Raw genomic sequence first — 23,723 nt, forward strand, 5'->3', positions numbered from 1 at the left:
AAACCAAGGCAGTTGGGGCATCCATCAGGGGTGATGCCGTGGTGCTATCGCCAGTTGACATCATCCCCACAGGCCTCGTCGTCCCCCACGATCCCCCTACCGAACCCGTCTCGGACGAGTAGGGAGAGCCATGACACCCCCCACGGGTCATCGCACGTCCGTCGCCGTCCTCGTCGGCCTGGGCCTGGCTGCCGGCGCGCTGGCAGCCGTCCCCGCCCAGGCCGCAACCCCCGAGGGCACCGCCGCCGCCACCACCGCCTACGCCCAGTACGAGAGGTCGAAGGAGAACGCCGCCGCCACCAAGGCCTTCCACGAGGCCGTCATGAGGTCCGTCGCCGCCAAACGCGCCGCGAACCCGGGCGCCGCGGCCGTCACCGTCGTCTACAGCGCCGCGGGCGCACCCCGCTTCCGCAGCCAGATAGCCCGCAGCACCCAGATATGGAACTCCTCCGTCACCAACGTCAGACTCCAGGAAGGCTCCAACCCGGACTTCCGCTACTACGAGGGCAACGACCCCCGGGGTTCGTACGCGTCCACGGACGGCCACGGCCGGGGCTACATCTTCCTCGACTACCGGCAGAACCAGCAGTACGACTCCACCCGGGTCACGGCCCACGAGACCGGGCACGTCCTCGGTCTGCCCGACCACTACTCGGGGCCGTGCAGCGAACTGATGTCGGGCGGCGGCCCCGGGCCGTCCTGCACCAACGCCGTTCCCGACACGGCCGAGCGGTCCCGGGTGGACCGGCTGTGGCGCAACGGACTGGCCACGGCGGTGAAGCCGGCCTCCTGACGCCGGTCCCGAAGTCCGGTCCGAGGGCCGGTGCTGGGCCTGGCCTCCGCCGGGATCAGGACCGGGGTCCATACCGGGACCCGGACCGGGGCCCACACCGGGATCCCGACCAGGACCCACACCGGGATCCCGACCAGGACCTCGGACGCGTTCGTGCCATGGGCCCCGCACCGGGCCCCGTGCACCGGGTCAGCCCGGCGTGGGCGAGGCGATCGCCCGCGCCGAGGCGACCTCCCGGCGCAACGGCGCCAGGACGTCATCGGTGTCGTCCTCCAGATCGGCGCGCACCTCCACCAGGGTGTCCGTGCCCCGTAGCCCGTCGGCGAGTTCCCGCAGCTCACGGGTGATCTCACGGACCCCGTGCGGTGACGGCGGGGGCGCGCCGTGGGCGACCCCGACCCGGGCCGCGGTGGTGGCGTCGACGACCCGCTCCACCGCGACGACCAGCGGCCACCAGGCGGCCGCGCGGGCTCCGGCCGGCGGCGGTTCGGTGAGCGCCCGCTGGAACTCGGAACGGACCACCGACAGATCGCGGTAGAGCCGGCGCCGCAACCGCAGCCGCACCGCCGGATCCGGGCTGCCACCCCCGAACGCGCACTCCACATAGCGGGCGCTGTCCGCGACCGCGTCGGCCAACCGGTCCCCGACCCGGGTGCCCCAGCTCTCCGGCCACAGCAGATACCCCACGACCAGCGCGATGGCACAGCCGATGAGGCTGTCCACCAGCCGGGGCAGCACCAGCCCGAGGCCCTCACGGTTCAGGATGTCGGACAGCAGCAGGATCACCGGCGTGATCGCGGCCGTCTGGAACGCGTACCCGCGCGCCGAGAACGCGGGGACCAGCGCGGCGAGCACGAACATCACCGGCACCTCCCACCATCCCGCCGGGACCTCCGCGAGCACCACCGCCGCGACGAGCAGACCGCCCGCAGTGCCCACGGCGCGCATCACGGCCCGTGAGAAGACCGATCCGAAGTCCGGCTTCATCACGAACGTGACGGTGAGCGCGACCCAGTACGAGCGGGTCACCGGGACCAGCGACACGAACGCCTGGGCGATGCCGATGCACAGCGCGAGCCGCAGCCCGTACCGCCAGGACGACGCCGACAGCAGCACATTGCGGCCGGCCCTGCGCGCCCGTACCCCCAGGGGGGCCGGCCGGCCCAGCCGGTCGGCCCCGCGGTCCGGGCCGGAACCGGGCTCGGGCGTCAGCACGACGGCCGCCGCGTTGCGCAGCGCGTGGTCCACCGCGCGCTGCGACGGTGTGGACGGCGGGGGCAGCACCGGCCGGGGGCATCCGGCCGGGCTGTCCGTCTCGACGGCGTCGGCCAGCTCCCGCACGGCCGCGGGGATCTCCGCGGGAAGCGACCGGCTGCCCAGATGGACGGCCGGGGCGGCCTCCACGAGCGGCATGAGCACATTGAGCTCGGCCAGCAGCCGCACCAGCGGGCCGCGTCGGCCGTGGTCGCGGACCCGGCGGGCCAGCACCAGGTCGTAGGCGGTGTTCAGGGACTGGGTGACGGCCTGCCGTCGCGGCTCGTACTCGTCCGCGCCTGCCGCTTCGAGGAGTTCGGCGACCGCACGGTAGGCATCCGCGACCGCGGCGCGTTCCGGGACCTGGTGCCGCAGCGGCCAGCCGAGCAGAGCCAGTGCCAGGACCAGCAGCCCGCCCAGGCCGAGCAGCAGCGCGGGCAGCCACCACGGCCGCGGCAGGGGCAGACCCGCGCCGATCACGGCGTTCAGGAGCAGCAGCAGTCCGGAGGCGGACGCGACCGCGCCGATCGACGAGATCATCCCGGAGACCAGCGCGACCAGCGTGACCACGACGACCGCGGTCCACCCCTGCCCGTACACCAGGGTCCCCAGGGTGACGCCGACGGCGCCGAACACCTGCGGCACCCCGATGTTGAACAACCGCATGCGGTAGGCGTCCGCGGTGTCTCCGATGACGCCCGACAGGGCGCCCAGCGACACCAGGGCGCCGTACTCGGGCCGGCCGAGCGCCAGTCCGGCGGCGAGCGGCGCCGAGAGGGCGATCCCTGCCCGGACCACGGCGGCCCAGGGGACGGGCGCGGGCTCGGGCCGCAGCGTCGTCAGCACCCAGCAGGCCGGCCAGGGCTGCTTCCGGTGCCGGGCGGTGTCGTCGGCGCGTGGGGTGCCCATGGAGGAAGGGTGCGCTCAGCCCTCGTAGTTCTCCACCTGCTCGGCGGGCTGCACCCGCACGGAGTCCGGGTTCTCGCCGAACTCCACTTTGGCGCGCCTGCGCCGCAGCAGGTCCCAGAACTGGTCGAGCTGCACCTCCAGCTCCGCGAGGCGTTCCCGTTCCTGCGGTTCGAGGCCGCGTTCCCCGGACGCCCGGTCGCGCAGGGCGCGTTCCTCGTCGATGAGCACGCCGATGTGCTCGATGATCTCCTGGTTGTCCATGCCGATCGCTCCTCCGGCCCGTTCAGGGCACGATGATCGTCTTGCCCCGGGCGCCGCCCGAGCGGAGCCGTGTGACGGTCTCCGGGGCCTCGTCGAGAGGGACCTCGTTGGTGACGGGCACCTTCAGCGAGCCCTTCACCGCGGCGGCCGCCAGCAGGTCCAGGATTCCCGCGGCGCCTTCGGAGATGAAGTTCAGCGCCTCGACGCCGAGCGGCAGCCTCAGGGGGTCGGCCGCCCCGAGCGTGGACAGGGCCAGACCGCCCCGGCGGACGAGCACCGCGTGCCGGGCGAAAGCGTCCGGGGTGGCGGACGCAAGGTCCACCAGCGCGTCCACACCTCCTGGGTACACCTCCCGTACCGCGTCCGCGAGCTTCTCCGCGGTGGTGTCGATGGTGACGTCGGCGCCGAGCCCGGCCATCCACTCGTGCTCGTCGCCGCGCACGGCGGCGAGGACGCGGATCTCGCGGTGTGCCGCGAGCTGCGTCAGGAACGATCCGACGCCGCCGGCCGCGCCCACGACCAGGGCATTCCCGCACTCCCGGTCCGCAAGGACCTGCACGATCAGCGCGGCCGTGGTCCCCGCCGTGGGCAGTGCGGCGGCCACGCTGAACGGCAGCCCCTTCGGCACCCGGGTCAGGGGCCCGAACTGCGGCACGGTGGTGTACTCGGCGAAGCTGCCGAGCCCCACGGGCGGGCCGGTGATCTGCCCGAACACGTTGTCCCCGACGGCGAAACGGGTGACCCCGAAACCGAGGCGCTCGACCGTTCCGGCGAAGTCGGTGCCCAGGACGAGCGGGAAGACGTGCGGTGTGCGGCCGTCGTCGAACGCCCCGTCGGCGATCTTCCAGTCGAGGGGATTCACCCCGGCCGCGGCGACGGCGACCAGTACCTCGCCGGGGCCGGGCGCGGGGGTGGCGACCTCCGTCACCCTCGGCACGGCGCCGAACCGCCCCACCGCCACAGCACGCATCTCGTCTCCGCCTCCCGCCGTCGGTCCCCTCCAGCCTCAGGCGGCGCGTGCGCGTGCGCGACCGGAGGAAGGACGTCCAGGGGCCGGTCAGGGGACGGGGGGTGGGGCAGGTCGGGCGGGACAGTCGGGGCAGGGCGGATCGGAGGGGCGTCGGAAGGTGCCGGGCACGAGGGCGGGCCCGTCGCTGGAGTGCGACGGGCCCGCCGTGGGGTGGGGTGAGGTGTCTCGGGTCAATGAGACGGGTGGGTCAGTTGTCGGTGGCGCGGCGCCGCAGGACGGTGAAGCCGAGGCCCGCGGCGGCGAGAGCGGCAGCGCCCGCGCCGGAGGCGATGAGCGGGGTGGTGCCGTCCTGCCCGGCGGTCTCGGCGCCCGCGGCGACCGCGCCCTTGGGGACGACGTTGATCTGGGTCGTGGTGACGGTGGTCGTTCCGGCGGCCTGCGGGCTGGTGCTGTTGCCGCCGGTGGTGGTGCCGGTGGTGGTGCCGCCCGTCGGCGTGTAGTCCAGCTTGCAGCCGGCGGGGAGCTTCGGGAAGGGGTGGTGGGCCGGCTTCATGCCCTCGCCGCCCTGGGTCCGGCTCTTGAACGTGGGCGCGGCACCGTCGGGGTTCACGATCTCCGCGGTGATGCCCGCGTTCTTCGGCAGGGCCGGGTGCTTGCGGTCCAGGACGTTCAGGATGCGGCCGTCGCCGTCGCTGAGGACGGCCTTCGGGCCCTCGGGCGACATCGCGAGGTCGGTGCGGATCCCGGCGCCGATGCTCACCTGCTTGACCGCGGTGCACTCGGCGGGGGCGATCGGGCCCCCGCCGGGGATGGTGGCGACGAGGACGCCGTCGTCGTACAGCGCGACCTTGACGCCCTTGAAGACCTCGGGATCCACGGTCGGCAGGTCACCGCCGCGGCCGGCCTTCAGGATGCCGAGAAGCTTGCCGTCGGCGTCGGAGATCTCGGCGCGGTGGATCTTCGGGGTGAGCCGGTGGACCTTGCCGGTGAGCCCCTTGAGCAGCTTCTGGGTGCGGATGAGCTCGCCCTCGGGCGTGCCGGTGCCGTTGCCGGTCCGCTCGCTCACCACGGTGCCGTCGCCGCGCAGGGTGACCTGCACGGTGCCGAAGACCTCGGAGTCGGACTGCCGGGCGCCGGCCGCCGTGCCGGCCCGGAGGGTGCCGAGGACCGTGTCGCCGCTCTGGGAGTGGACCGTTGCCATGTAGAGACCGGGGTTCGTCCGGAAGATCCGGGCGGTGAGACCGTCCAGCAGCGCCTTGGTGCCCACCGGTTCGCCCTCGGCGTCGCCCGGCTCGGACCAGTGCGAGGTCAGCGTGCCGTCGGAGGCCAGCACCACCTGGACCTTGCCGAAGGTGCGGTAGTCCTTGACGACCGTGCCGGCGGAGCCGCCCGCCACGTGCAGCACGCCCTCCAGGGCGCCGCCCTTGAGGACCTCGGCGGTGTAGGTGTGCTCGGCCGTCTCGTAGACCTTGCCGGTCAGGCCGTCCAGCAGCGGGGTGGTGAGGACGAGTTCGCCCTTCGCATCGGTGGCGGCGGCCGGCTTCTGCGGCGCGTCGGCGGCGAAGGCACTGCCCGCCGCGGCGAGCGGGGCGAACACGGCGCCGGCGAGCGCGACGGTGGCGATGGCGGTGCGGAGGGCGGAACGCATGACGACTCCTGTGAAGCATGGAAGTGGTTGGTCGGAGAAGAGCCGTATGCCGCTTTCTCTCTCGGTTGTTCCCGTTGAGGTCTGGCCGGCTGCAGGAACTACGTTAAGGATCTTGTAAGACGGAGGGGTCCGTTCCGTGTCACGGGCCTGTGACGGGGCGGGAGCCAGGCGTGACAGGGCAGGAGACGGGCCTGAAAGCGCTTGCCGCGACCGGACGCACCTGTCACAGGCCTGAGCCCGCACGCGCCTCGGATCCCGCGACCGCGCAGGTCACAGGCCCGTGAGGGCCCCGGTGACGGCGTGATCCACTTGCCGGCCGCAGCGCCCGGGTGTGCTCTGGTGACGGAGAAGAAGCGCTGCGGAAGGAGCCGTCATGGCCGCACACGCCGCGGTGTCCACGGGGCACCGTCACCGCACCCGGATATCCACCGCAGAGTGGGCGATTCCGCTGGTCATCGGGGTGATTTACGGCTATTACGCGGCCTTCATGGCCCGTAACGGCGCGGGCTGGTCCACGGACGGCCAGATCGTGCTCGGCTTCGTCTCCATGGCCGTCATGACCGGCCTCTGCTTCGCGCTCGCCCGCTACGGGCGCCTGCTGCCGCGTGAACTCCGCGCGACGGCCTACGGCGCGGTGTTCGGCGCGGCGACCGGCTTCACCTACAGCTTCGCGGGCCACAGCATCATCAAGACCATGGCCATGGGCCTCTTCCTCGGCGTGTGCCTCGGCCTGGCCCTGTTCTACCTCTTCTACACCCACGAGACGCGGCAACACCCGCCCGTGGAACAGCCGATGCCGTCGTTCCACCACCATCGGCAGTGAACGCGGGCGCCGGTCTCGCGGCCCTCGCGGCGGAGGCCTACCTGTACGGCAGTCCGCTGGTGGCCGGGCTCTCCGAGGCCGGGACGTGCCGTGCGTTCAACGAGTTCGTGCATACCGGTGCGCCCGGCGACGACGGCACGCTGCTGTCGGTGGCCCAACTGGACCTGTCCGGCGGGCCGGTGCTGCTCCACGTACCGGACACCGGCGGTGCGTACCGCGTCGTGCAGTGCGTGGACGCGTGGACGAACTCCTTCGCCTACCTCGGCCGGCCGGGTGCCGACGGCGACGGCACGGAAGAGGGCGCCTGGCTGGTCACCCCGCCCGGCTGGGCGGGGACGGCGCCGGAGGGCGTACGGATCCTGGACGCGCCGACCGCCGTGGTAACCGTACTAGCCCGGATCGCCGCAGGCACCGGGGACGGGGAGGCCGGCGGGAACGGATCCGCGGCGCGGGCGTTCCAGGAGAGACTGACCGCGGTCGCAGTGGAGCAGGGGCACATGACCGGGCTGCCGCGCCCCGAACCCTCCGTCCCGGAACCCCTGGCGTTCTTCGAGAAGTTGCGGGTGTGGATGGCGGACTTCCCGCCCGCCGCGCCCGATCTGGCCTACCAGGACCGGTTCCAGCCGCTGGGCCTTTTGGAGGAGGGCCCGTCGCCGTACGCGGCCGCGGATCCCGGTCTCGTGCGCGCGCTCGCCGACGGACGGGAGGCGGGACGCGCCCAGGTGACGGCAGCCGCCCGGCCGACGGACGACGTGCCGCCCGACGGCTGGGAGATGAACCTCCACCTCCACGACCACAACCTCGACCACCTCGGGCCCGGCACCCTCGACGAGGCGCGCTGGAAGTGGCCGGGCAGGACCGAGTCGTACCGGGTGCGCGCACTGGCCGCGCGGACGGAACTGTGGGGCGCCCACGCCTACGAGTCGCTCACCGCGCACGCCCGTACGGACGCGTCCGGGCAGCGGTTGAGCGCCGACCGCGCGTACCGGATCCGGTTCGAGGAGCCGCCGCCCGCGGAGCTGTGGACCCTCACGGCCGGGACCGGGCAGCACATCGGAAGCGACACCCCCGGTCTGGTGCACGGCCCTGACGGGTCCGTGACGGTCCTCGTCCAGCGCGAGCGGCCCACCGGCCCCGAGGACGCCGAGGACACCGAGGGCGCGAACTGGCTGCCGGCACCTCCCGCTGAGGCCATCGCCCCCGTCCTCCGGCTGTGCCGGCCCCACGAGTCGGTGCTCACGGGGGCGTGGCGGCCACCGGTGCTGTCACGGTTCTGACCGGGCAGCCGAGGGCCCACGGTTCCGGCCCGGCAGCAGGGAGCGCACGGCTTCCGACCCCGGCGGCAATGGACGCACAACCTCCGACCCCGGCGGCAATGGACGCACAGCCTCCGACCCCGGCAGCAATAAACGCACAGCCTCCGGCAGCCACCACACACGACTCGCGGCCGCGCACACCCGCTTCCTCGTGCGCCGCTGCGGTTCGCCCATCCGGCGTAGACCCCGTCCCGGCCCGGACGCGCCCTCCGGGCCGCCCCCGTCCTCCGGGCCGCCCCCGTCCGTGACCGTCAGCCCGGCAGGCAGAGCACCGACACCCGCTGGACGAGGTTGTTGCCGAACCCGCCCCGGTTCCAGGGCTGTTCCAGCGGCTGGGTGCGTCCGTCCCCGTCGGTGGCGCGGGCACAGAGCACGTACCGGCCCGGGACGGCGGTCCATTCCGCGCGCCAGCGCCGCCACGCCCACTCGTGCCCGCCGACGGCGTCCAGTGCCGCCTCGTGCCAGGTGCGCCCGCCGTCGGTGCTCATGTGCACGTCCGTCACCGGCGCGTACCCGGACCAGGCGCGGCCCTCCAGCCGTACGGTGCCGGGCCGCACCACCCGCTCCCGTGACATGAAGTCCGGGAAACCCGGCGGGACCATCAGCGCCCGCGGCGCGATCCGGGTCACCGGGATGCCCGGGTCGTCGGGGGTACGGCGGTAGCGGTACGCGACGGACTGCTGGAACCCGGTGAACGGGGTGTCCGTGACCTCGACTGCCGTCAGCCACTTCACGTGCGCCATGCCGTACCAGCCCGGCACGACGAGCCGTAGCGGATACCCGTGCTGCGGCGGCAGCGGCACGCCGTTCATGCCGTACGCGACGAGCACCTCGGGGTGCCCGGCGGTCGCAACGCCGACCGGCAGGCTGCGCATGTAGTCCTGCTCCACGCCGCGTTCCACACCGTGGTCGGCCCCGGTGAACACCACCTCGACCGCGTCCTCCCCGATCCCGGCCTCGGCGAGCAGGGTGCGCAGCGGCACCCCCGTCCACTCGGCCGTGCCGACCGCCTCGACCAGCCAGGGCTGGCTGACCGGGCGGGGCGCGAGGCGGGCCCTTCCGTTGCCGGCGCACTCCATGGTGACCCGGTGGGTCACCGCGGGGTACCGCTGCAGGGCAGGGACGTCGAGGTCGAGTTCGGACCGGACCCGCCCGCGCACCCGGAGGTGCCAGTGGCCGGCGTCGGCCACGGGGATGTCGTAGTGGACGAGGACGTAGTGCAGTCCCGGCGGGGTGACGTCGTAGCGCAGGGCCTCCAGGGGGAGGCCGTGGTTGCGGGCGGCGAGCGCCAGCTCGTCGAAGCCGATGGCTTCGCCGTCCTCCGCAAGACGGGCGGGGCCGCTGACGTCGTCGATGCGTCCGTCCACCCCTTCATCGTGCGCCGCCGCGGTCGCGACGGCGAGTCCCCGGCCGCGGGGCGGCGAGGGCCACTGCGACAAGGAGGTAGGGGACGGCGAGCAGGGCGAAGACGGTGCCGTGCGACGCGTGGGCGGACAGCGCCGCGTACGCGCCGTAGACGAGGAGCGTGGCCAGGCTCGTACCGAATCCGGCGAGGGAGGTGACGGTCGCGCGGCTCGGACCGGAGATGGACTCCTGAAGGCGGGCGTCGGCCAGGACGTCGGCGAGCTGGAACACCAGGAAGCCGGCGCCGACGAGCACGAATCCGGCCGGCCTGCCGGACAGCGCACCGGCCGAGAGGGCGACGGCGGCACCCGCCACGCAGACGCCCAGGGCACGGCCGGTGAGCCGTTCGGCCCGCCCCACCAGCAGCGAACCGAGCGTCACACCGCCCCACACGACCAGCGCCAGCAGCGGAACGGCGGCCGCCGCCACGCCGGTCGCGGCGGCGAGCAGCGGCACGTACTCGTCGAGGGCGCCCCAGACCGAGGTCACCACGACGGACAGGACCAGCGCCTGCCGTACGGGGCGGCTGCCGCGCACCTCCGCGAGACCGGCGCGCAGGGTGGCGGCGTAGCCGGGGGACGGGGCCCCGGCCTCAGGCCGGCTCTGCGTCCGGTGCTCGGGCAGCAGCGCGCCGACGGCCGCGCACAGCAGAGAGGCGGCGACGCTCGCCGCACCGAGCAGGAGGTGGCCGCCGAAGGCTAGGGCGGGGGCGGCCACCGCTGTGGCCGTGGCGGTCGCCGCCATGCCCGCCGCGGTGGCCCGCCCCATGACGCGGGCGTAGCGGGAGGCCGCGCCGAGCCGTTCGAGCTCGTCGTGCACCAGCGCCTCCAGCGCACCGGAGCGCAGGGAGCCGCCGATGCCCCAGAGCACGAATCCGGCGGCGAACGCCCCGTACGACGGGACCAGCACCCACAGGGCGAAGCCGGCCGCCGTCAGCAGGGGGCCGACGATCATCATCAGACGGCGGGACACGACGTCGGCCCAGACGCCCGAGGGGACTTCCAGCAACAGGCCGACGAGTGACCAGAGGGCGAACAGGGAGGAGATCTCGGCGGTGCCGAGGCCGTGCTCGGCGAACAGCAGCGCGTAGACGGGGTAGAGCAGGACGAAGTCCTCTAGTCCCGCGTAGGCGTAGAGCGTTCGCTCCAGCCGTCGCACCCGGGGGTCGAGCAGGCATGACGAAGAGGTGAGCATCGGTGTGGGTCCTTCTGCGGAACGGACGGGGTCGCCGGGTGCTCACCCGTGCGGCGGCCCGCGGCAGCCCGTTCCCGGACCCGCTGCCGAGGATCAATGTCGTCTGCTCATGCCGGGGAGTCTACGGACCGCTCCGCTCGTGCAGAAAGTGGATTGACGCGTACCTGACGTATCGCTGGGGTGCGCTCGACCCGTGCGGGCGGGAGTCCGAATGAAGCGCTCGGGCAAGAGGGCTCGGACGAAGACCTCGGACGAGACGAAGGGGCTGGGTAGGAAGCGCTCAGACGAACAGGAACGCCGTCGCCGTCGCCGCGCCCAGGGACGCGCCGGCCACCGTCTGGGCGACGGTGTGATAGCGCAGGGCCACCCGGGACCAGCAGACGGCGACCGTCAGGGGGGCGGCGAGGAGCCACCAGGGTTCGTGGACCATGACCAGGAGGGCCACGACCGCCGCGGCGACCGCCGAGTCGACCGAGATCTTCCACACGGTGTTGACGGCCAGGAGCCCGATGGTCATCACCCAGAGCGCGAGCATCGCCACCAGGATGCCGAGCGGCGCATTGCCGAGGACCATGAGGGCGGAGCCGGTGCCGATGGAACCGAGGATGACGAAGAAGATCGGGGCCCTCTTGGTGCGGTCGACCACATGGCGGTCGCCCCAGGTGCCGCGTTTGCGCTCCCACTCGATGTAGCCGGCCGGGACGAGCCCGGCGCACAGGGCGCCGAGCAGCCCCCACGGCACACCCGTCCAGTCGCCGGCCGCGGCCAGACCGACGCCCAGCATGCCGGCAAGGAGGATGTTGCGAGGCTGCAGGACGTCGGTGACGGTCCGGGCGACGGCGGCGGTACGGCCCGTCGGCGGGGACGGCTCGGTGGCGTCGGCCGGCGCCGGGGGCCGGCCGTTCCTGTCGGCAGTCGTGGCTGCCGACACGGCATCCGTCACGGATGCCGTCACGGTGGCCTCCGCCTTGTTCGCTTCTTGCCTCATGCCGTGGCCTCCAGGGAGCCCGATGCCTCCAGGACGGCACGGGCCCGGTCGTCGCCGACGGTCCGGAACGCGACGGCGACCCGCACCAGCCAGGCGACCTCGTCGTCCTGGTCGGTCGCGTGCTTCGGCTCGACGGCCGCGGCCCGCCCGGCCGGCGCACCGCCGGCCTTGGCGGCGAGGGCCGCCCTGATCCAGAGCGCGTCGGCCAGCGGACCGGTGTCCCCCGCCGTCGTGGTGCCGTCCGCGCCGGAGCCCTCGGCGGCCTCCTTGGCGGCCCGCAGCAGGCTGTCCGGGACGTAGTGCCGGAGCTTCTCGACGGCGTCCGCGATGTCCGCGGCCCACCGGTCCACACGGAGGTCCGCGGGGGTGTCGAACCGGGTCAGTTCACGGAGCAGGGGGGCCGGCGGCTCGAAGGGCTGGTCGGGAAAGGCGGTCATCAGCTCCCGCCACAGCAGGTGCAGCCGCGCCTGGGCCCTCCAGAGCCGCACGCGGCGCCAGCCCTTGCTGAAGGCCGGGATGGACGCGCCCACCGCGAAGAAAGCGAACAGCACGACCTGCGCGGCCTCGGTGACCTCGTCGAAGTACAGCGCGAAGCTCCTGCCGGGCTGGTCCACGACGCTGACCCACATGAACAGGGTCCTGCTCACGGTGTAGCCGACCCCGATGAACATCGCGAAGGTCATCATGCCCAGGCCGACCCGCAGATGGCGGAGCTTCGCGTCGGCGGTCGCCAGCGCCCACTGGTACGCGCAGACGGCGGAGGCGGCACCCAGGTAGAGGTAGAACACGCTCATGTAGAGCGTGGCGCCCCACTGACCGGCGTGCTCGGAGACGAAGCGGTCGGAGGGCACGGAGCGGTCGACCACGGTGAAGAAGAGCACGGTCAGCAGGAGCAGGGTGGCCACCGACGCCTTGGCCGCCACGTGTTGGATGGCCCGCGCGAACCGGACGTGCCGGGGGATGGCCCCGTCGTCCGGGAAGTGTCCGTAGATGGCGACGATGTAGCTGAGGATGGCCAGGATGGCGACGGTGGCCGTGTAGTGCTTGATCAGGACGGCGAGGTCCACGACGGGGCTGTTGTTGAGCGCCGTGCGGACGACGTACGTCTTGGTCCACAGGGCGACGGCGAAGCCCGCGTAGCAGCCCCACAGGGCGCGTCGGCGTTTGTCCTCTTCGTCGCCCCACAGCGCGGCCGGCATGCGCCACAGGGCGACGGCGGTCATCAGACCGGCTATCAGGTAGCCGGCGAGGTCGAGCGGGGTCACGGGGAATCCTCGGGGTGTGGGGGGTCGGGAAGCACGGATGGGCGGCTCCGCTCCGCGGTGTTCCAGCGGCGGCGGAAGAGCGCCCTGCGGCGGTGGGCCACCGGCCGGGACAGGGAGTTCGCCAGACGTCCGACCATGTCGTCGCTCGCCACCTCCCTCGCCATGCGCGGGATGAGCGAGGCGCCGAACTCGGCCATGCGCTCGTCGTGGGTGTCGTACTGGGCACGGGCCTGGACCGTGGCGCCCGACCCCACCATCCGGCTGATCAGCGAGGTGTCGAACACCGGCAGCAGCTTCCGGAGCTGCTCCGCGTCGAGGCTGGTGCCGTGGTCGAACCACTCGTGGCACAGCTCGTGCAGGATGACGTGCTGGGTCTGGTACTCCGTGGGCCGCCGGCGGTAGAGCACGAAGCTCGTGTCACCGGACTTGAGGCGCAGTCCGCAGGCGGCGTTCACCCGGGCCAGGCGGTCGGGAAGCTCCCTCAGCACGATGGTGCGGCCACGGGCGGCCTCCATGTTGGCCACCAGTGCCTCGATGCTGAAAGGGGCCGGGATGGGAAGGTCGGCCAGTCCGGCTTCGCACTCTTTCCGCAGCTCACGCATGGACATCGGGGCCTCTTGGTCGTCGTCACGTGTCATGTGACATGCGGTCGGCGATTTTAGCCAACTGCCCCAACGGCCCCAACATTCAGAGGGGGTGGCCGACGCCCCTGCCGCACCACGTATTCCCGTCGGCTCGCCCTGCAGCCCCGCGTCTGCGCGTACGCGGCCGGTTCCGCGTCTGTGCGTACGCGGCACCGGTGCGCCGTGCCGCGCGCCGAGAATACGCGGCGCCGATGCGTCGCGCGGGTGCGCAGGGACGGAGCGACGAGGTCGGCGCCGCGCCGAATGCCGCCCCGGGAGCCGCGCCGTCAGGAGTCGTCGCCGCCCTTTCCCCTGGTGTTGTCCTCCAGCAGGGCGAGCGCGAACTCCAGGAGTTCCGCGGGGAGTCCGTCGTCGTCGAGTCCCCGCCCGGCCACCCCGCTGATCTCCCCGGTGCGCCGCTTCGCGAGGAACTGCAGCCCGGCGACGACGTCGTCGACGATCTCGGACTCCTCCTTGAAGAACCGCCAGTCGACGCCGAAGCCCAGTCCGAGTGCCTTGAGGATGTCCTCCGAGGGGTGGGTGACCTTGCCCGCGAGGATGTTGGAGAAGTAGCTGTGCGAAAGGGCGCCGCCACGCTCCTTGACGAGGTCGGCGAACGCCCGGCCGGAGACCTTCCGGCCCGGGAAGGTCTTCTCGACCATGTACTCGACCTTCTGCTGCAGACTTCTCAACTCTGGCGTCTGCTCTGCGCCGTTCTCCATCGGGGCCCCCACGTTCACGTCCACCGCCTGGTGAGCCCGCCTGGTCATGCGGTGCTCGCGGTGCTCGATATCCGGTCGACGGGCTCGTACTGTAACCGACCCCGTACCGACAGCCTCAACATCCGAGACAAAAGGGCGCATCCCGCTCCACGGACCGGGCCGGGCTTGCGAAAACACTCTACGTCACTGTTAACTCGAAAAAACACGCGGGCAGGAGGCCACGAGGGGAGTCTCTTGCCCGTGTGTCCGTTGGCAGTTGACGGTCCGTACGGGTACGCCGGACACGTACGGGCGGAGCTCGCGGCAGCCGCCCGGCCGCCCGCCCCCTGGCGGCACACCGGGCGCGCACGGACGCAGCCCTTCGCGACGGGGGATGCACGAAGGGCTGCGCCTCCAGTATGACACTACGGCCGACGGCGCGCCGGGGCCGGAACGCCGAGCAGACGGTCCTTCAGCGCAGGGAACTGCTCCCGGATCTCCGCCACTTTGGCCGGATCCAGGTCGACCGTGAGGACGTGCTCGCCGGATCCCGCCTCGGCGAGCACCTCGCCCCACGGGTCCACGACGATGCTGTGGCCGGCCTGTTCCACGCCTCCGTTGGTACCGGCGCTGCCACAGGCGAGCACGAACGACTGGTTCTCGACCGCGCGGGCGCGGGCCAGCAGCGTCCAGTGCTCACGGCGGCGGGCCGGCCAGCCGGCCGGGATCACGAAGGCGGTGGCGCCCGCGTCGACCAGACCGCGGAAGAGCTCGGGGAAACGCAGGTCGTAGCAGGTGGCCAGGCCGAGGACCGGCCCGCCCGGGAGCTCCACGGTGACCAGTTCGTCACCCGCACCCATCATCACGGCCTCGCCCGTGTCGAAGCCGAAGCGGTGGATCTTGCGGTAGGTGCCGGCCAGTTCCCCGGCGGGAGAGAACACCAGCGAGGTGTTGTAGAGCGTGGTGGCGCCCTCGTCCGCGGATCCGCTGGCGGACACCGCGCGTTCGACGATGGAGCCGGCGTGCAGCCACACCCCCGCGTCCGCCGCGGCCTTCGCCATGATCTCGTGGGTCGGCCCGTCCAGCGGCTCGGCCTCCGAGGCGAACGACTCGTAGGCGAACGCACCCGTGGTCCACAGTTCGGGAAGCACCACGACATCGGCGCCCGCCTGCTCCCGTACCAGGGCTGCGGCACGCCGCCTTCGGGTTTCCACCGGTTCTTCCGGGTCTGCACCGATCTGGATCAGCGAGGCGCGCACACTACCACCGTCCTGGCATTCGAGTCGTCAACACGGGCCTACGATCGTCACACGAAAGCACTGCCGGGGTGCCTTTGGGCAGCGTAACTTAGCTGCCAAGCCTCCCATGCCGCCCGCAGAGAACCGAAGAACCGCCCGAGGGGTCCCGTGACCATCCACGCAAGCCTGCAGCCCTACGCCGACGCCTGGACCCACTCCGTCGAAGCGATATCAGAGCTGGTCCAGCCACTCGTCGAGGGCGAGTGGAACCGTCCCACACCGTGCCCCGGCTGGTCCGTGCGGGACATCGTGTCGCACGTCATCGGCCTGGACTGCGAGATGCTGGGAGACCCGAGGCCCATCCATTCGCTGCCCCGCGACCTGTTCCATGTGCGGACCGACTTCGCCCGCTACATGGAGGCCCAGGTCGATGTGCGGCGGCACCACACTGCGCCCGAGATGCTCGCCGAGCTGGAGTACACGATCATCCGGCGGAACCGGCAGCTGCGCAATGAGAACCGCGCCCCGGACCACATGGTCCGCGCCCCGCTGGGTGCCCAGCAGACACTCGAACTGGCCATGCGTATGCGGGCGTTCGACATCTGGGTGCACGAGCAGGATCTGCGTACGGCGCTCGGTGTGCCCGGCAACCTCGACTCGCCCGGCGCCCATGTGACCCGCGACGTCCTGCTGGAGGCCCTGCCGAAGGTCATCGCGAACGACGCGAAGGCCCCGTCGCATTCGGCGGTCGTGCTCGACGTCCACGGGCCGGTCGAGTTCATGCGCACGGTGCGCGTGGACGCCCAGGGCCGGGGCACGATCAACGCCGCCCCGTCCCTCGGCCCCGCGGTGACGCTGGCCATGGACTGGGAGACCTACGTCCGCCTGGCCTGCGGCCGGGTCCGCCCCGCCACCGTCGCGGACCGGCTGAAGATCGAGGGCGACCGGGCGCTCGCGGACGCGATCCTGAGCGCCTTCGCCGTCACGCCGTAGGGCTGGCCGGCGCCGAGGGCACGTTGTGCGCCCGCCCGGATCGGTCGACCGCGGCGGGCCCGGCACACGTCCACGCCCCCGTCCCGAAGCTCGGCGCACGTCCACGTCCCCGTCGGGTGGCGCCCCCGCCGGGGGCGGCCCATGGCTGGGGCACACGGCAGGGGCACAAGGCACGGACACATCGCACTGGCCGTCCATGGCGCGCCCACATGGACCGTGATCTCACACCGGCACGTGGACCGTTTCGACCCGGCTCGCCATGAGCTGGTCGCGCTCCCGGCGCGCGGTACGGGACCGCAGCCGCAGGATCTGCACGAGGCCGAGCGCTTCGAGCACGAAGACCGAGGCGAATGCGATCCGGTAGTCGTCGCCGGTGGCGTCCAGCAGCACCCCGATCGCGAGCAGCGTCACCATGGATGCGACGAAGCCCCCCATGTTGACGATGCCCGAGGCCGTTCCCTGACGCTCCGGCGGATTCGCCGGGCGCGCGAAGTCGAACCCGATCATCGACGCCGGCCCGCACGCCCCGAGCACCGTGCACAACATGACCAGCAGCCACAGCGGCGCATGGTCCCGCGGGTACGCGATGGTGGCGGCCCAGAGCAGCGCGGTCGCCGCGATCGTGGCGAGCGCCAGGGGCGCACGGGCCGTCTGGCGCCGGGCGACGAGCTGCCCGTAGACGAGCCCCACCACCATGTTGGACACCACCACGAGGGTCAGCAGCTCGCCGGCCGCCGCCCGGGTCAGCCCCTGCGCCTCGACCAGGAAGGGCATCCCCCAGAGCAGCAGGAACACCATCGCCGGGAACTGCGTGGTGAAGTGCACCCACAGGCCGAGCCGGGTGCCGGGCTCACGCCACGACTCGGCGATCTGCCCACGGACGAAGGCCATGCCCGAGTGCCGGGCCGGCACCGGGCGGCGCCCGTCCGGGTGGTCCCGGAGGAACAGCAGCAGGAGGAGCAGCACGACCGCGCCGGCCGCCGCGCTCCCGGCGAAGGTGGTGGTCCACCCGAGGCCGTGCAGCAGCCGCGAGACGAGGATCGTGGACACCAGATTGCCCGCCATCCCGAACAGCGCGGCCACTTGGGCGATCAGCGGCCCCCGCCGTGCGGGGAACCAACGGGAGCCGAGCCGCAGCACACTGATGAAGGTCATCGCGTCACCGCAGCCGAGGAGCGCCCGGGAGGCCAGCGCCGTCCCGTACGAGGGCGACAGTGCGAAGCCCAGCTGTCCGGCGGTGAACAGCACCGTCCCGATGGCCAGCACCTTCTTCGTGCCGAGCCGGTCGACCATGAGGCCGACGGGTATCTGCATCCCTGCGTAGACGAGCAGCTGGAGGATCGAGAACGTCGACAGGGCCGAGGCGTTGACGTCGAACCGCTCGGCGGCGTCGAGGCCCGCCACACCGAGGCTGGTCCGGAAGATGACGGCGACGAAGTAGACCGAGACGCCGATCCCCCACACGAACGCCGCCCGACGGCCGCCGGGAGGGTCCCCCGGGAGTCCCGCGCCCGCCCCGGCGCCTGGCCCTGCGCTCACCGGACGTCTCCCCGGATGTCTCCCCTGACGTCCCCCCGGGTATCTCCCCAGACGACGACCTCGACCCAGCTCAGATGCCGCCGCACCCGCTGTGCCGCCAGTTCGGCGTCCCCCGCCCTGATCGCGTCGAGGATCTCGGTGTGCTCCTCGATGTTCTTGGCGATCCGGTCGGGCTGCGCGTGCATCACCGTCACGCCCATGCGGAGCTGCCGGTCCCGCATCTGGTCGTACAGCCTGCTCAGGATCTCATTGCCGGCGTGCCGGACGATCTCCGCGTGGAAGCACCGGTCGGTGACGGCGACGGCGCCGAGGTCCCCGGTGGCGGCGCGGGCCCGGTGCTCCTCGACGAGCGCCTCCAGCCGGCCGAGCAGCGCGGCGGGAGCGGGCACCGCCCTCCGGACCGCGAACTCCTCCACCAGCAGACGGGTCTCGACGACGTCGGCGATCTCCTGCGCGGACACCGCGAGGACCAGCGCGCCCTTCTTCGGGTAGAGCCTGATGAGGCCTTCCGCCTCAAGCCGGAGCAGTGCCTCCCGTACGGGGGTCCTGGACACCCCGACGGCCTCGGCGAGTTCGCCCTCCGTGAGGAGGGTGCCTCCCTCGTAACGCCGTTCCAGCACCGCCTGTTTGACGTGTGCGTAGACGCGTTCGGCGGCAGGCTGCTGCTTCGGGGGCGTCGCGGACTTCGGGTTCCCGGCAGGCGGCGCGACAGGCATGCGCACAGCATAGATACAACAGGTGTCCCGGGGGGAGGCTTCGTCCGCCATACGGGACGGGTTCGTGAGGAGCCCGTCCGCGAGCGCCGAAGGGGCGGAGCCGTCCTGGTACAGACGGCGCGGAGCCCGTCCTGAATGCCGAAGGGTCCCGCGCCGACGCCGTACACGTCGTCGCGGGACCCTTCGGACTCGTCGCGGGGCCCCGGGCTGCTGCTCCGGGTCCGGACGGACGGGGTGTCAGCCCCAGGTGATGAGCTTCCTCGGGTTCTCCAGGATCGCGGCGATGTCCGCGAGGACCTTGGAGCCGAGCTCGCCGTCGACCAGGCGGTGGTCGAAGGACAGGGCGAGCGTGGTGACCTGACGGGGCTTCACCTTGCCCTTGTGGACCCACGGCTGGAGCTTGATCGCGCCGACCGCGAGGATCGCCGACTCGCCGGGGTTCAGGATGGGCGTACCGGTGTCGACGCCGAAGACGCCGACGTTGGTGATGGTGACCGTGCCGCCCTGCATGGCCGCCGGGGAGGTCTTGCCCTCACGGGCGGTGGAGACCAGCTCGGAGAGCGCCTGGGACAGCTCCGGCAGGGTCATGGCGTGCGCGTCCTTGATGTTCGGCACGATCAGTCCCCGCGGGGTGGCGGCCGCGATGCCCAGGTTGACGTAGTGCTTGAGCACGATCTCCTGGTTGGCCTCGTCCCATGCCGCGTTGACGTCCGGGTTGCGGCGGATGGCGAGCAGCAGGGCCTTGGCGACGAGCAGCAGCGGGTTGACCCGCAGTCCCGCCATGTCCTTGTCGGCCTTGAGCTCGTCGACCAGCTTCATCGTGCGGGTCACGTCGACCGTGATGAACTCGGTGACGTGAGGCGCGGTGAAGGCGCTGCCGACCATCGCCTGCGCGGTGGCCTTGCGGACCCCCTTGACCGGGATGCGGGTCTCGCGCGCCCCGGGCGACACGACGGCCGCCGCAGGGGCCGGCACCGCGGCGGGCGCGGGCGCCTCGGCCGGGACCGCCGGAGCCACCGGGGCCGCTGCGGTCGCCGCGGCCGCGTGGACGTCCTCGCGGGTGATGATCCCGTCCGGGCCGGTCGGCGTCACCGACGCCAGGTCGACCCCGAGGTCCTTCGCCAGCTTGCGGACCGGCGGCTTCGCCAGCGGCCGGGCCTGCACGGGCGCGTGCCCGTTCAGCTCGGCCTGCACGGCGGTCTGCCCGCCGGCCGCTGCCTCTGCCGGCGCCTGCCGGGCGGCCGTGCCCTTGCGCGGCCGGCGCTTGGTGGAGGACTCGGCGACGCCGTAGCCCACCAGGACCGGCTTGCGTCCCTCGGGCTTCTCGGCGGGGGCCGGCTCCGCGGCGGCGAGCGTCGGCTCGGTGGCGGCCGGCGGGGGCTGCTCCTCGACGGCCGGGCCGGAGCCCGGCGCCACGTCCACGGTGATGATCGCCGTGCCGACGTCCACGGTGGTGCCCTCTGCGAAACGCAGCTCGTGCACCACTCCGTCGTACGGGATGGGCAGTTCGACGGCGGCCTTCGCCGTCTCGACCTCGCACACGACCTGGCCGTCGGTGACGGTGTCACCGGGCTGGACGTACCACTTGAGGATCTCGGCCTCGGTGAGTCCCTCGCCCACGTCGGGCATCTTGAACTCGCGGAACCGGGTCTCGGTCATCGTCGTCACGAACCTCTCCTAGTACGCCAGCGAGCGGTCGACGGCGTCGAGCACACGGTCCAGGCCCGGGAGGTACTCCTCCTCCAGGCGCGCCGGCGGGTACGGCGCGTGGTAGCCGCCGACCCTCAGCACCGGGGCCTCCAGGTGGTAGAAGCAGCGCTCGGTGATCCGCGCGGCGATCTCGGAGCCCACGCCCAGGAACACCGGGGCCTCGTGGACCACGACCAGCCGGCCCGTCTTCTCCACCGACGTCTGCACGGTGTCGAAGTCGACGGGCGACATCGAGCGAAGGTCCACGACCTCCAGCGACTTGCCCTCCTCCTGGGCCGCGGCCGCGGCCTCCAGGCAGACCTTCACCATCGGACCGTAGGCGGCCAGCGTGAGGTCGGTGCCCTGACGGGCGACGCGCGCGGAGTGCAGCTCGCCGGGGATGGCCTCGGTGTCCACCTCGCCCTTGTCCCAGTAGCGGCGCTTCGGCTCGAAGAACACCACCGGGTCGTCGCTCTGGATGGCCTGCTGCAGCATCCAGTACGCGTCGGACGGCGTGGAAGGCGAGACCACCTTCAGGCCCGCGACGTGCGCGAACAGCGCCTCCGGGGACTCGGAGTGGTGCTCGACCGCGCCGATGCCGCCGCCGTAGGGGATACGGACGACGACCGGGAGCTTGACCTTGCCGAGGGCCCGGGCGTGCATCTTCGCGAGCTGCGTGACGATCTGGTCGTACGCGGGGAAGACGAAACCGTCGAACTGGATCTCGACGACCGGGCGGTAGCCGCGCAGCGCCAGACCGATCGCGGTGCCCACGATGCCCGACTCGGCGAGCGGGGTGTCGATGACCCGGCCCTCGCCGAAGTCCTTCTGCAGCCCGTCGGTGATCCGGAAGACGCCACCGAGCTTGCCGACGTCCTCACCCATGATCACGACCTTGGGGTCGGTATCGAGAGCCTTGCGCAGCGACTCGTTGAGCGCCTTGGCGACCGACATCTTCTCCACTGCCATGGCTTACTTGCCCTCCTCGGCCGCATCGGCGAACGACGCCTGGTACGCGGCGAACTGCGCGCGCTCCTCGTCGACGAGGGCGTGCCCGTCGGCGTAGATGTTCTCGAAGATCGCCATGTGGTCCGGGTCCGGCATGGCACGCACGGCCTCGCGCACCCGCTTGCCGAGCGCGACGCTCTCCTCCTCCAGGGAGGCGAAGAACTCCTCGTCCGCGTGCCCCTCCCTCTCCAGGTACGCCTTGAGCCGCAGGATCGGGTCCTTGGCCTCCCAGGCGGCCCGCTCGTCGTCGTGCCGGTAGCGGGTCGGGTCGTCGGAGGTGGTGTGGGCACCCATGCGGTAGGTGAACGCCTCGACCAGGGTCGGGCCCTCGCCGCGGCGGGCGCGCTCCAGCGCAGAGCGGGTCACGGCCAGGCAGGCGAGGACGTCGTTGCCGTCGACGCGGACACCGGGGAAGCCGAAGCCCTGCGCGCGCTGGTACAGCGGGACACGGGTCTGCCGCTCGGTGGGCTCGGAGATCGCCCACTGGTTGTTCTGGCAGAAGAACACGACGGGCGCGTTGTAGACCGCGGAGAAGGTGAAGGCCTCGGCTACGTCGCCCTGGCTGGACGCGCCGTCACCGAAGTACGCGATCACGGCCGAATCGGCGCCGTCCTTCGCCACGCCCATGGCATAGCCGGTGGCGTGCAGCGTCTGCGAACCGATGACGATCGTGTACAGGTGGAAATTGTTGGTGTTGGGATCCCAGCCGCCGTGGTTGACGCCACGGAACATGCCCAGCAGATTCGTCGGGTCGACGTCGCGGCACCAGGCGACGCCGTGCTCACGGTAGGTCGGGAAGACGTAGTCGTCGTCGCGCAGGGCGCGGCCCGAACCGATCTGGGCGGCCTCCTGGCCGAGCAGCGACGCCCACAGGCCCAGCTCGCCCTGGCGCTGCAGGGCGGTGGCCTCGGCGTCGAAGCGCCTCGTCAGGACCATGTCCCGGTAGAGACCGCGCAGCGCCTCGGGGGTGAGGTCGGCCACGAAGCCGTCGTACTCCGGGTTCTCGACGCGCTCGCCCTCGGGCGTGAGCAGCTGTACGAGCTGGGGTTCCGTCGTGCTCTGCGGCTGCTTCGCGGCACCGGTGCCGGCCCGCTTGCTGCTGCCGCTGCTGCTGCGACGCGGTTTGCGCGCGGCAGTACTCTCCACGGTCACGTGCGTGCTCCTCCGTCTGTCCGGCCCCCGGGTTCGCCGGGTGTGCCAGTGCGGCTCGCCTGTATCCGTACGTGTGCACGGGGGTGGGTGCTACTCGGCCGGGAGACAGGCGTGACAGGTACCCCGGCGAGTGCCCTGCCGAAGGCACGTTACCCAGTGCACCGCATTACTGCGAAACCCCATTTGACCTGCGATTTTGCTTGGATTTCCAAGTAAATCGGGAATGCTGGGAACAACCACTGGTCACAGCCTTGCAGACCGCCGGAACAGGGGCACGTTATCCCGGTGACCCGCGCCACGGGAAGAGTGAATGTGTGAAACTGGCTCCGTGGGTGAAGAAGGAAAAATCACGGTTTTTCTCCTTGACGACCACGAAGTCGTCCGCCGCGGAGTCCACGACCTGCTCTCCTCCGAGGACGACATCGAAGTGATCGGTGAGGCGGGCACCGCTGCGGACGCCCTGGTGCGGATCCCGGCCACCCGCCCCGATGTGGCCCTGCTCGACGTGCGCCTGCCGGACGGCAGCGGGGTCGAGGTGTGCCGTGAGGTCCGCTCCCGGAACGAGGACATCAAGTGCCTGATGCTGACCTCGTTCGCCGATGACGAGGCCCTCTTCGACGCGATCATGGCGGGCGCCTCCGGCTACGTCCTCAAGGCGATCCGCGGCAGCGAGCTGCTGGCGGCGGTCCGGGACGTGGCGGCCGGCAGGTCGCTGCTGGACCCGGTCGCCACCGCCCGGGTGCTGGAGCGGCTGCGCAACGGCGCCGGCGGCAAGGGCGACGACCGGCTGTCCCAGCTCACCGACCAGGAGCGGAAGATCCTGGACCTCATCGGCGAGGGCATGACGAACCGGGCGATAGGGGAGCGGCTCCACCTCGCCGAGAAGACGATCAAGAACTATGTGTCCAGCCTGCTGTCCAAGCTGGGCATGGCACGCCGCTCGCAGGCGGCGGCGTACGTGGCGCGACTCAAGGCCGAGAAGCAGAAGTGACGCGCGGGGCGGGACCGGGGCGCACGGCTTCGCGCCCACTGATGCCGCCGACGTGATTACCGAACGCGCCGTGATTCCCTGGCGTGCCTTGATCTCTGGGCTCGTTGTGATCCCCGAGCTCGTTACGCCTGCCGGGTCGCAGTGGCTCTGGGGTCTCCGTGATCCCCGTGATCCCCGCGTCCCGGCGAACCCCCGCGATCCCCGTGCCCCGGCGAACCCCACGATCCCCGTGCCCCTAAGGCTCGGCA

At 72.1% G+C, this 23,723-nt stretch carries 21 protein-coding genes; 5 read left to right on the forward strand and 16 right to left on the reverse strand.

Annotated elements, in window-relative coordinates; translation table 11 throughout:
• The first annotated feature begins 130 nt into the window (after positions 1–130).
• Positions 131–793, forward strand: coding sequence for a snapalysin (gene snpA, locus ACZ4Z5_RS03080; protein WP_468255815.1), 663 nt, complete (start codon positions 131–133; stop codon positions 791–793).
• Between the two features lie 189 nt (positions 794–982).
• On the opposite strand, the gene ACZ4Z5_RS03085 is transcribed toward snpA, so the two are convergent.
• The 4 genes from ACZ4Z5_RS03085 to ACZ4Z5_RS03100 all read right to left on the reverse strand — a co-directional run bounded on the left by ACZ4Z5_RS03085 (position 983) and on the right by ACZ4Z5_RS03100 (position 5,835).
• Complete coding sequence (locus ACZ4Z5_RS03085; RefSeq protein WP_468255818.1) at positions 983–2,956, reverse strand: FUSC family protein; 1,974 nt, start codon at positions 2,954–2,956, stop codon at positions 983–985.
• Between the two features lie 15 nt (positions 2,957–2,971).
• Positions 2,972–3,217 (reverse strand): DUF2630 family protein, encoded by a 246-nt coding sequence (locus ACZ4Z5_RS03090; protein ID WP_468255820.1) that lies wholly within the window; start codon positions 3,215–3,217, stop codon positions 2,972–2,974.
• Between the two features lie 22 nt (positions 3,218–3,239).
• A complete protein-coding gene (locus tag ACZ4Z5_RS03095) occupies positions 3,240–4,187 on the reverse strand; it encodes an NADP-dependent oxidoreductase (RefSeq protein ID WP_468255822.1) in 948 nt (315 codons plus the stop codon).
• 247 nt (positions 4,188–4,434) lie between these two features.
• Positions 4,435–5,835, reverse strand: a complete 1,401-nt coding sequence (locus ACZ4Z5_RS03100) for a hypothetical protein (RefSeq protein WP_468255824.1) — start codon at positions 5,833–5,835, stop codon at positions 4,435–4,437.
• 373 nt (positions 5,836–6,208) lie between these two features.
• Between ACZ4Z5_RS03100 and ACZ4Z5_RS03105 the strand changes: the two genes are divergently transcribed.
• On the forward strand, positions 6,209–6,658 hold the full coding sequence (locus ACZ4Z5_RS03105; protein ID WP_468255827.1) for a hypothetical protein: 450 nt from the start codon (positions 6,209–6,211) through the stop codon (positions 6,656–6,658).
• Positions 6,655–7,935, forward strand: a complete 1,281-nt coding sequence (locus ACZ4Z5_RS03110; protein WP_468255829.1) for a DUF1254 domain-containing protein — start codon at positions 6,655–6,657, stop codon at positions 7,933–7,935. Before ACZ4Z5_RS03105 ends, ACZ4Z5_RS03110 begins: the two co-directional genes overlap by 4 nt.
• A gap of 290 nt (positions 7,936–8,225) precedes the next feature.
• On the opposite strand, the gene ACZ4Z5_RS03115 is transcribed toward ACZ4Z5_RS03110, so the two are convergent.
• From ACZ4Z5_RS03115 to ACZ4Z5_RS03145, 7 genes are all read right to left on the reverse strand, one after another.
• On the reverse strand, positions 8,226–9,341 hold the full coding sequence (locus ACZ4Z5_RS03115; RefSeq protein ID WP_468255831.1) for a sulfite oxidase: 1,116 nt from the start codon (positions 9,339–9,341) through the stop codon (positions 8,226–8,228).
• A 4-nt stretch (positions 9,342–9,345) separates the two neighbouring features.
• Entirely contained in the window at positions 9,346–10,572 is a 1,227-nt protein-coding gene (locus ACZ4Z5_RS03120) for an MFS transporter (protein ID WP_468255834.1), read from the reverse strand.
• 280 nt (positions 10,573–10,852) lie between these two features.
• Positions 10,853–11,560: a hypothetical protein gene (locus tag ACZ4Z5_RS03125; protein ID WP_468255837.1), complete on the reverse strand. Its 708-nt coding sequence runs from the start codon at positions 11,558–11,560 to the stop codon at positions 10,853–10,855.
• On the reverse strand, positions 11,557–12,825 hold the full coding sequence (locus ACZ4Z5_RS03130; RefSeq protein ID WP_468255840.1) for an MAB_1171c family putative transporter: 1,269 nt from the start codon (positions 12,823–12,825) through the stop codon (positions 11,557–11,559). Before ACZ4Z5_RS03130 ends, ACZ4Z5_RS03125 begins: the two co-directional genes overlap by 4 nt.
• Positions 12,822–13,433, reverse strand: a complete 612-nt coding sequence (locus tag ACZ4Z5_RS03135; RefSeq protein ID WP_468256599.1) for a toxin — start codon at positions 13,431–13,433, stop codon at positions 12,822–12,824. The genes ACZ4Z5_RS03130 and ACZ4Z5_RS03135 overlap by 4 nt, the downstream gene beginning before the upstream one ends.
• 302 nt (positions 13,434–13,735) lie before the next feature.
• Complete coding sequence (locus ACZ4Z5_RS03140; RefSeq protein WP_468256601.1) at positions 13,736–14,170, reverse strand: hypothetical protein; 435 nt, start codon at positions 14,168–14,170, stop codon at positions 13,736–13,738.
• 404 nt (positions 14,171–14,574) lie between these two features.
• A complete protein-coding gene (locus ACZ4Z5_RS03145) occupies positions 14,575–15,408 on the reverse strand; it encodes a carbon-nitrogen family hydrolase (protein ID WP_468255843.1) in 834 nt (277 codons plus the stop codon).
• A 147-nt stretch (positions 15,409–15,555) separates the two neighbouring features.
• Here ACZ4Z5_RS03145 and ACZ4Z5_RS03150 point away from each other — a divergent pair, with 147 nt between their 5' ends.
• Positions 15,556–16,380, forward strand: coding sequence for a maleylpyruvate isomerase family mycothiol-dependent enzyme (locus tag ACZ4Z5_RS03150; RefSeq protein ID WP_468255845.1), 825 nt, complete (start codon positions 15,556–15,558; stop codon positions 16,378–16,380).
• 222 nt (positions 16,381–16,602) lie between these two features.
• On the opposite strand, the gene ACZ4Z5_RS03155 is transcribed toward ACZ4Z5_RS03150, so the two are convergent.
• The 5 genes from ACZ4Z5_RS03155 to pdhA all read right to left on the reverse strand — a co-directional run bounded on the left by ACZ4Z5_RS03155 (position 16,603) and on the right by pdhA (position 22,484).
• Positions 16,603–17,919, reverse strand: a complete 1,317-nt coding sequence (locus ACZ4Z5_RS03155) for an MFS transporter (protein WP_468255848.1) — start codon at positions 17,917–17,919, stop codon at positions 16,603–16,605.
• A complete protein-coding gene (locus tag ACZ4Z5_RS03160; RefSeq protein WP_468255851.1) occupies positions 17,916–18,635 on the reverse strand; it encodes a GntR family transcriptional regulator in 720 nt (239 codons plus the stop codon). The genes ACZ4Z5_RS03155 and ACZ4Z5_RS03160 overlap by 4 nt, the downstream gene beginning before the upstream one ends.
• 237 nt (positions 18,636–18,872) lie before the next feature.
• Positions 18,873–20,303 (reverse strand): dihydrolipoamide acetyltransferase family protein, encoded by a 1,431-nt coding sequence (locus tag ACZ4Z5_RS03165; RefSeq protein WP_468255853.1) that lies wholly within the window; start codon positions 20,301–20,303, stop codon positions 18,873–18,875.
• Between the two features lie 9 nt (positions 20,304–20,312).
• A complete protein-coding gene (locus tag ACZ4Z5_RS03170) occupies positions 20,313–21,293 on the reverse strand; it encodes an alpha-ketoacid dehydrogenase subunit beta (protein WP_468255855.1) in 981 nt (326 codons plus the stop codon).
• Positions 21,294–21,296: 3 nt separating this feature from the next.
• The gene (gene pdhA, locus ACZ4Z5_RS03175) at positions 21,297–22,484 is read right to left on the reverse strand and encodes a pyruvate dehydrogenase (acetyl-transferring) E1 component subunit alpha (RefSeq protein ID WP_468255858.1); all 1,188 of its coding nucleotides are present in this window, start codon (positions 22,482–22,484) and stop codon (positions 21,297–21,299) included.
• A gap of 328 nt (positions 22,485–22,812) precedes the next feature.
• Between pdhA and ACZ4Z5_RS03180 the strand changes: the two genes are divergently transcribed.
• On the forward strand, positions 22,813–23,475 hold the full coding sequence (locus tag ACZ4Z5_RS03180) for a response regulator (RefSeq protein ID WP_468255860.1): 663 nt from the start codon (positions 22,813–22,815) through the stop codon (positions 23,473–23,475).
• Positions 23,476–23,723: the final 248 nt, after the last annotated feature.

It is taken from the genome of Streptomyces sp. NPDC030222 (assembly GCF_055573115.1).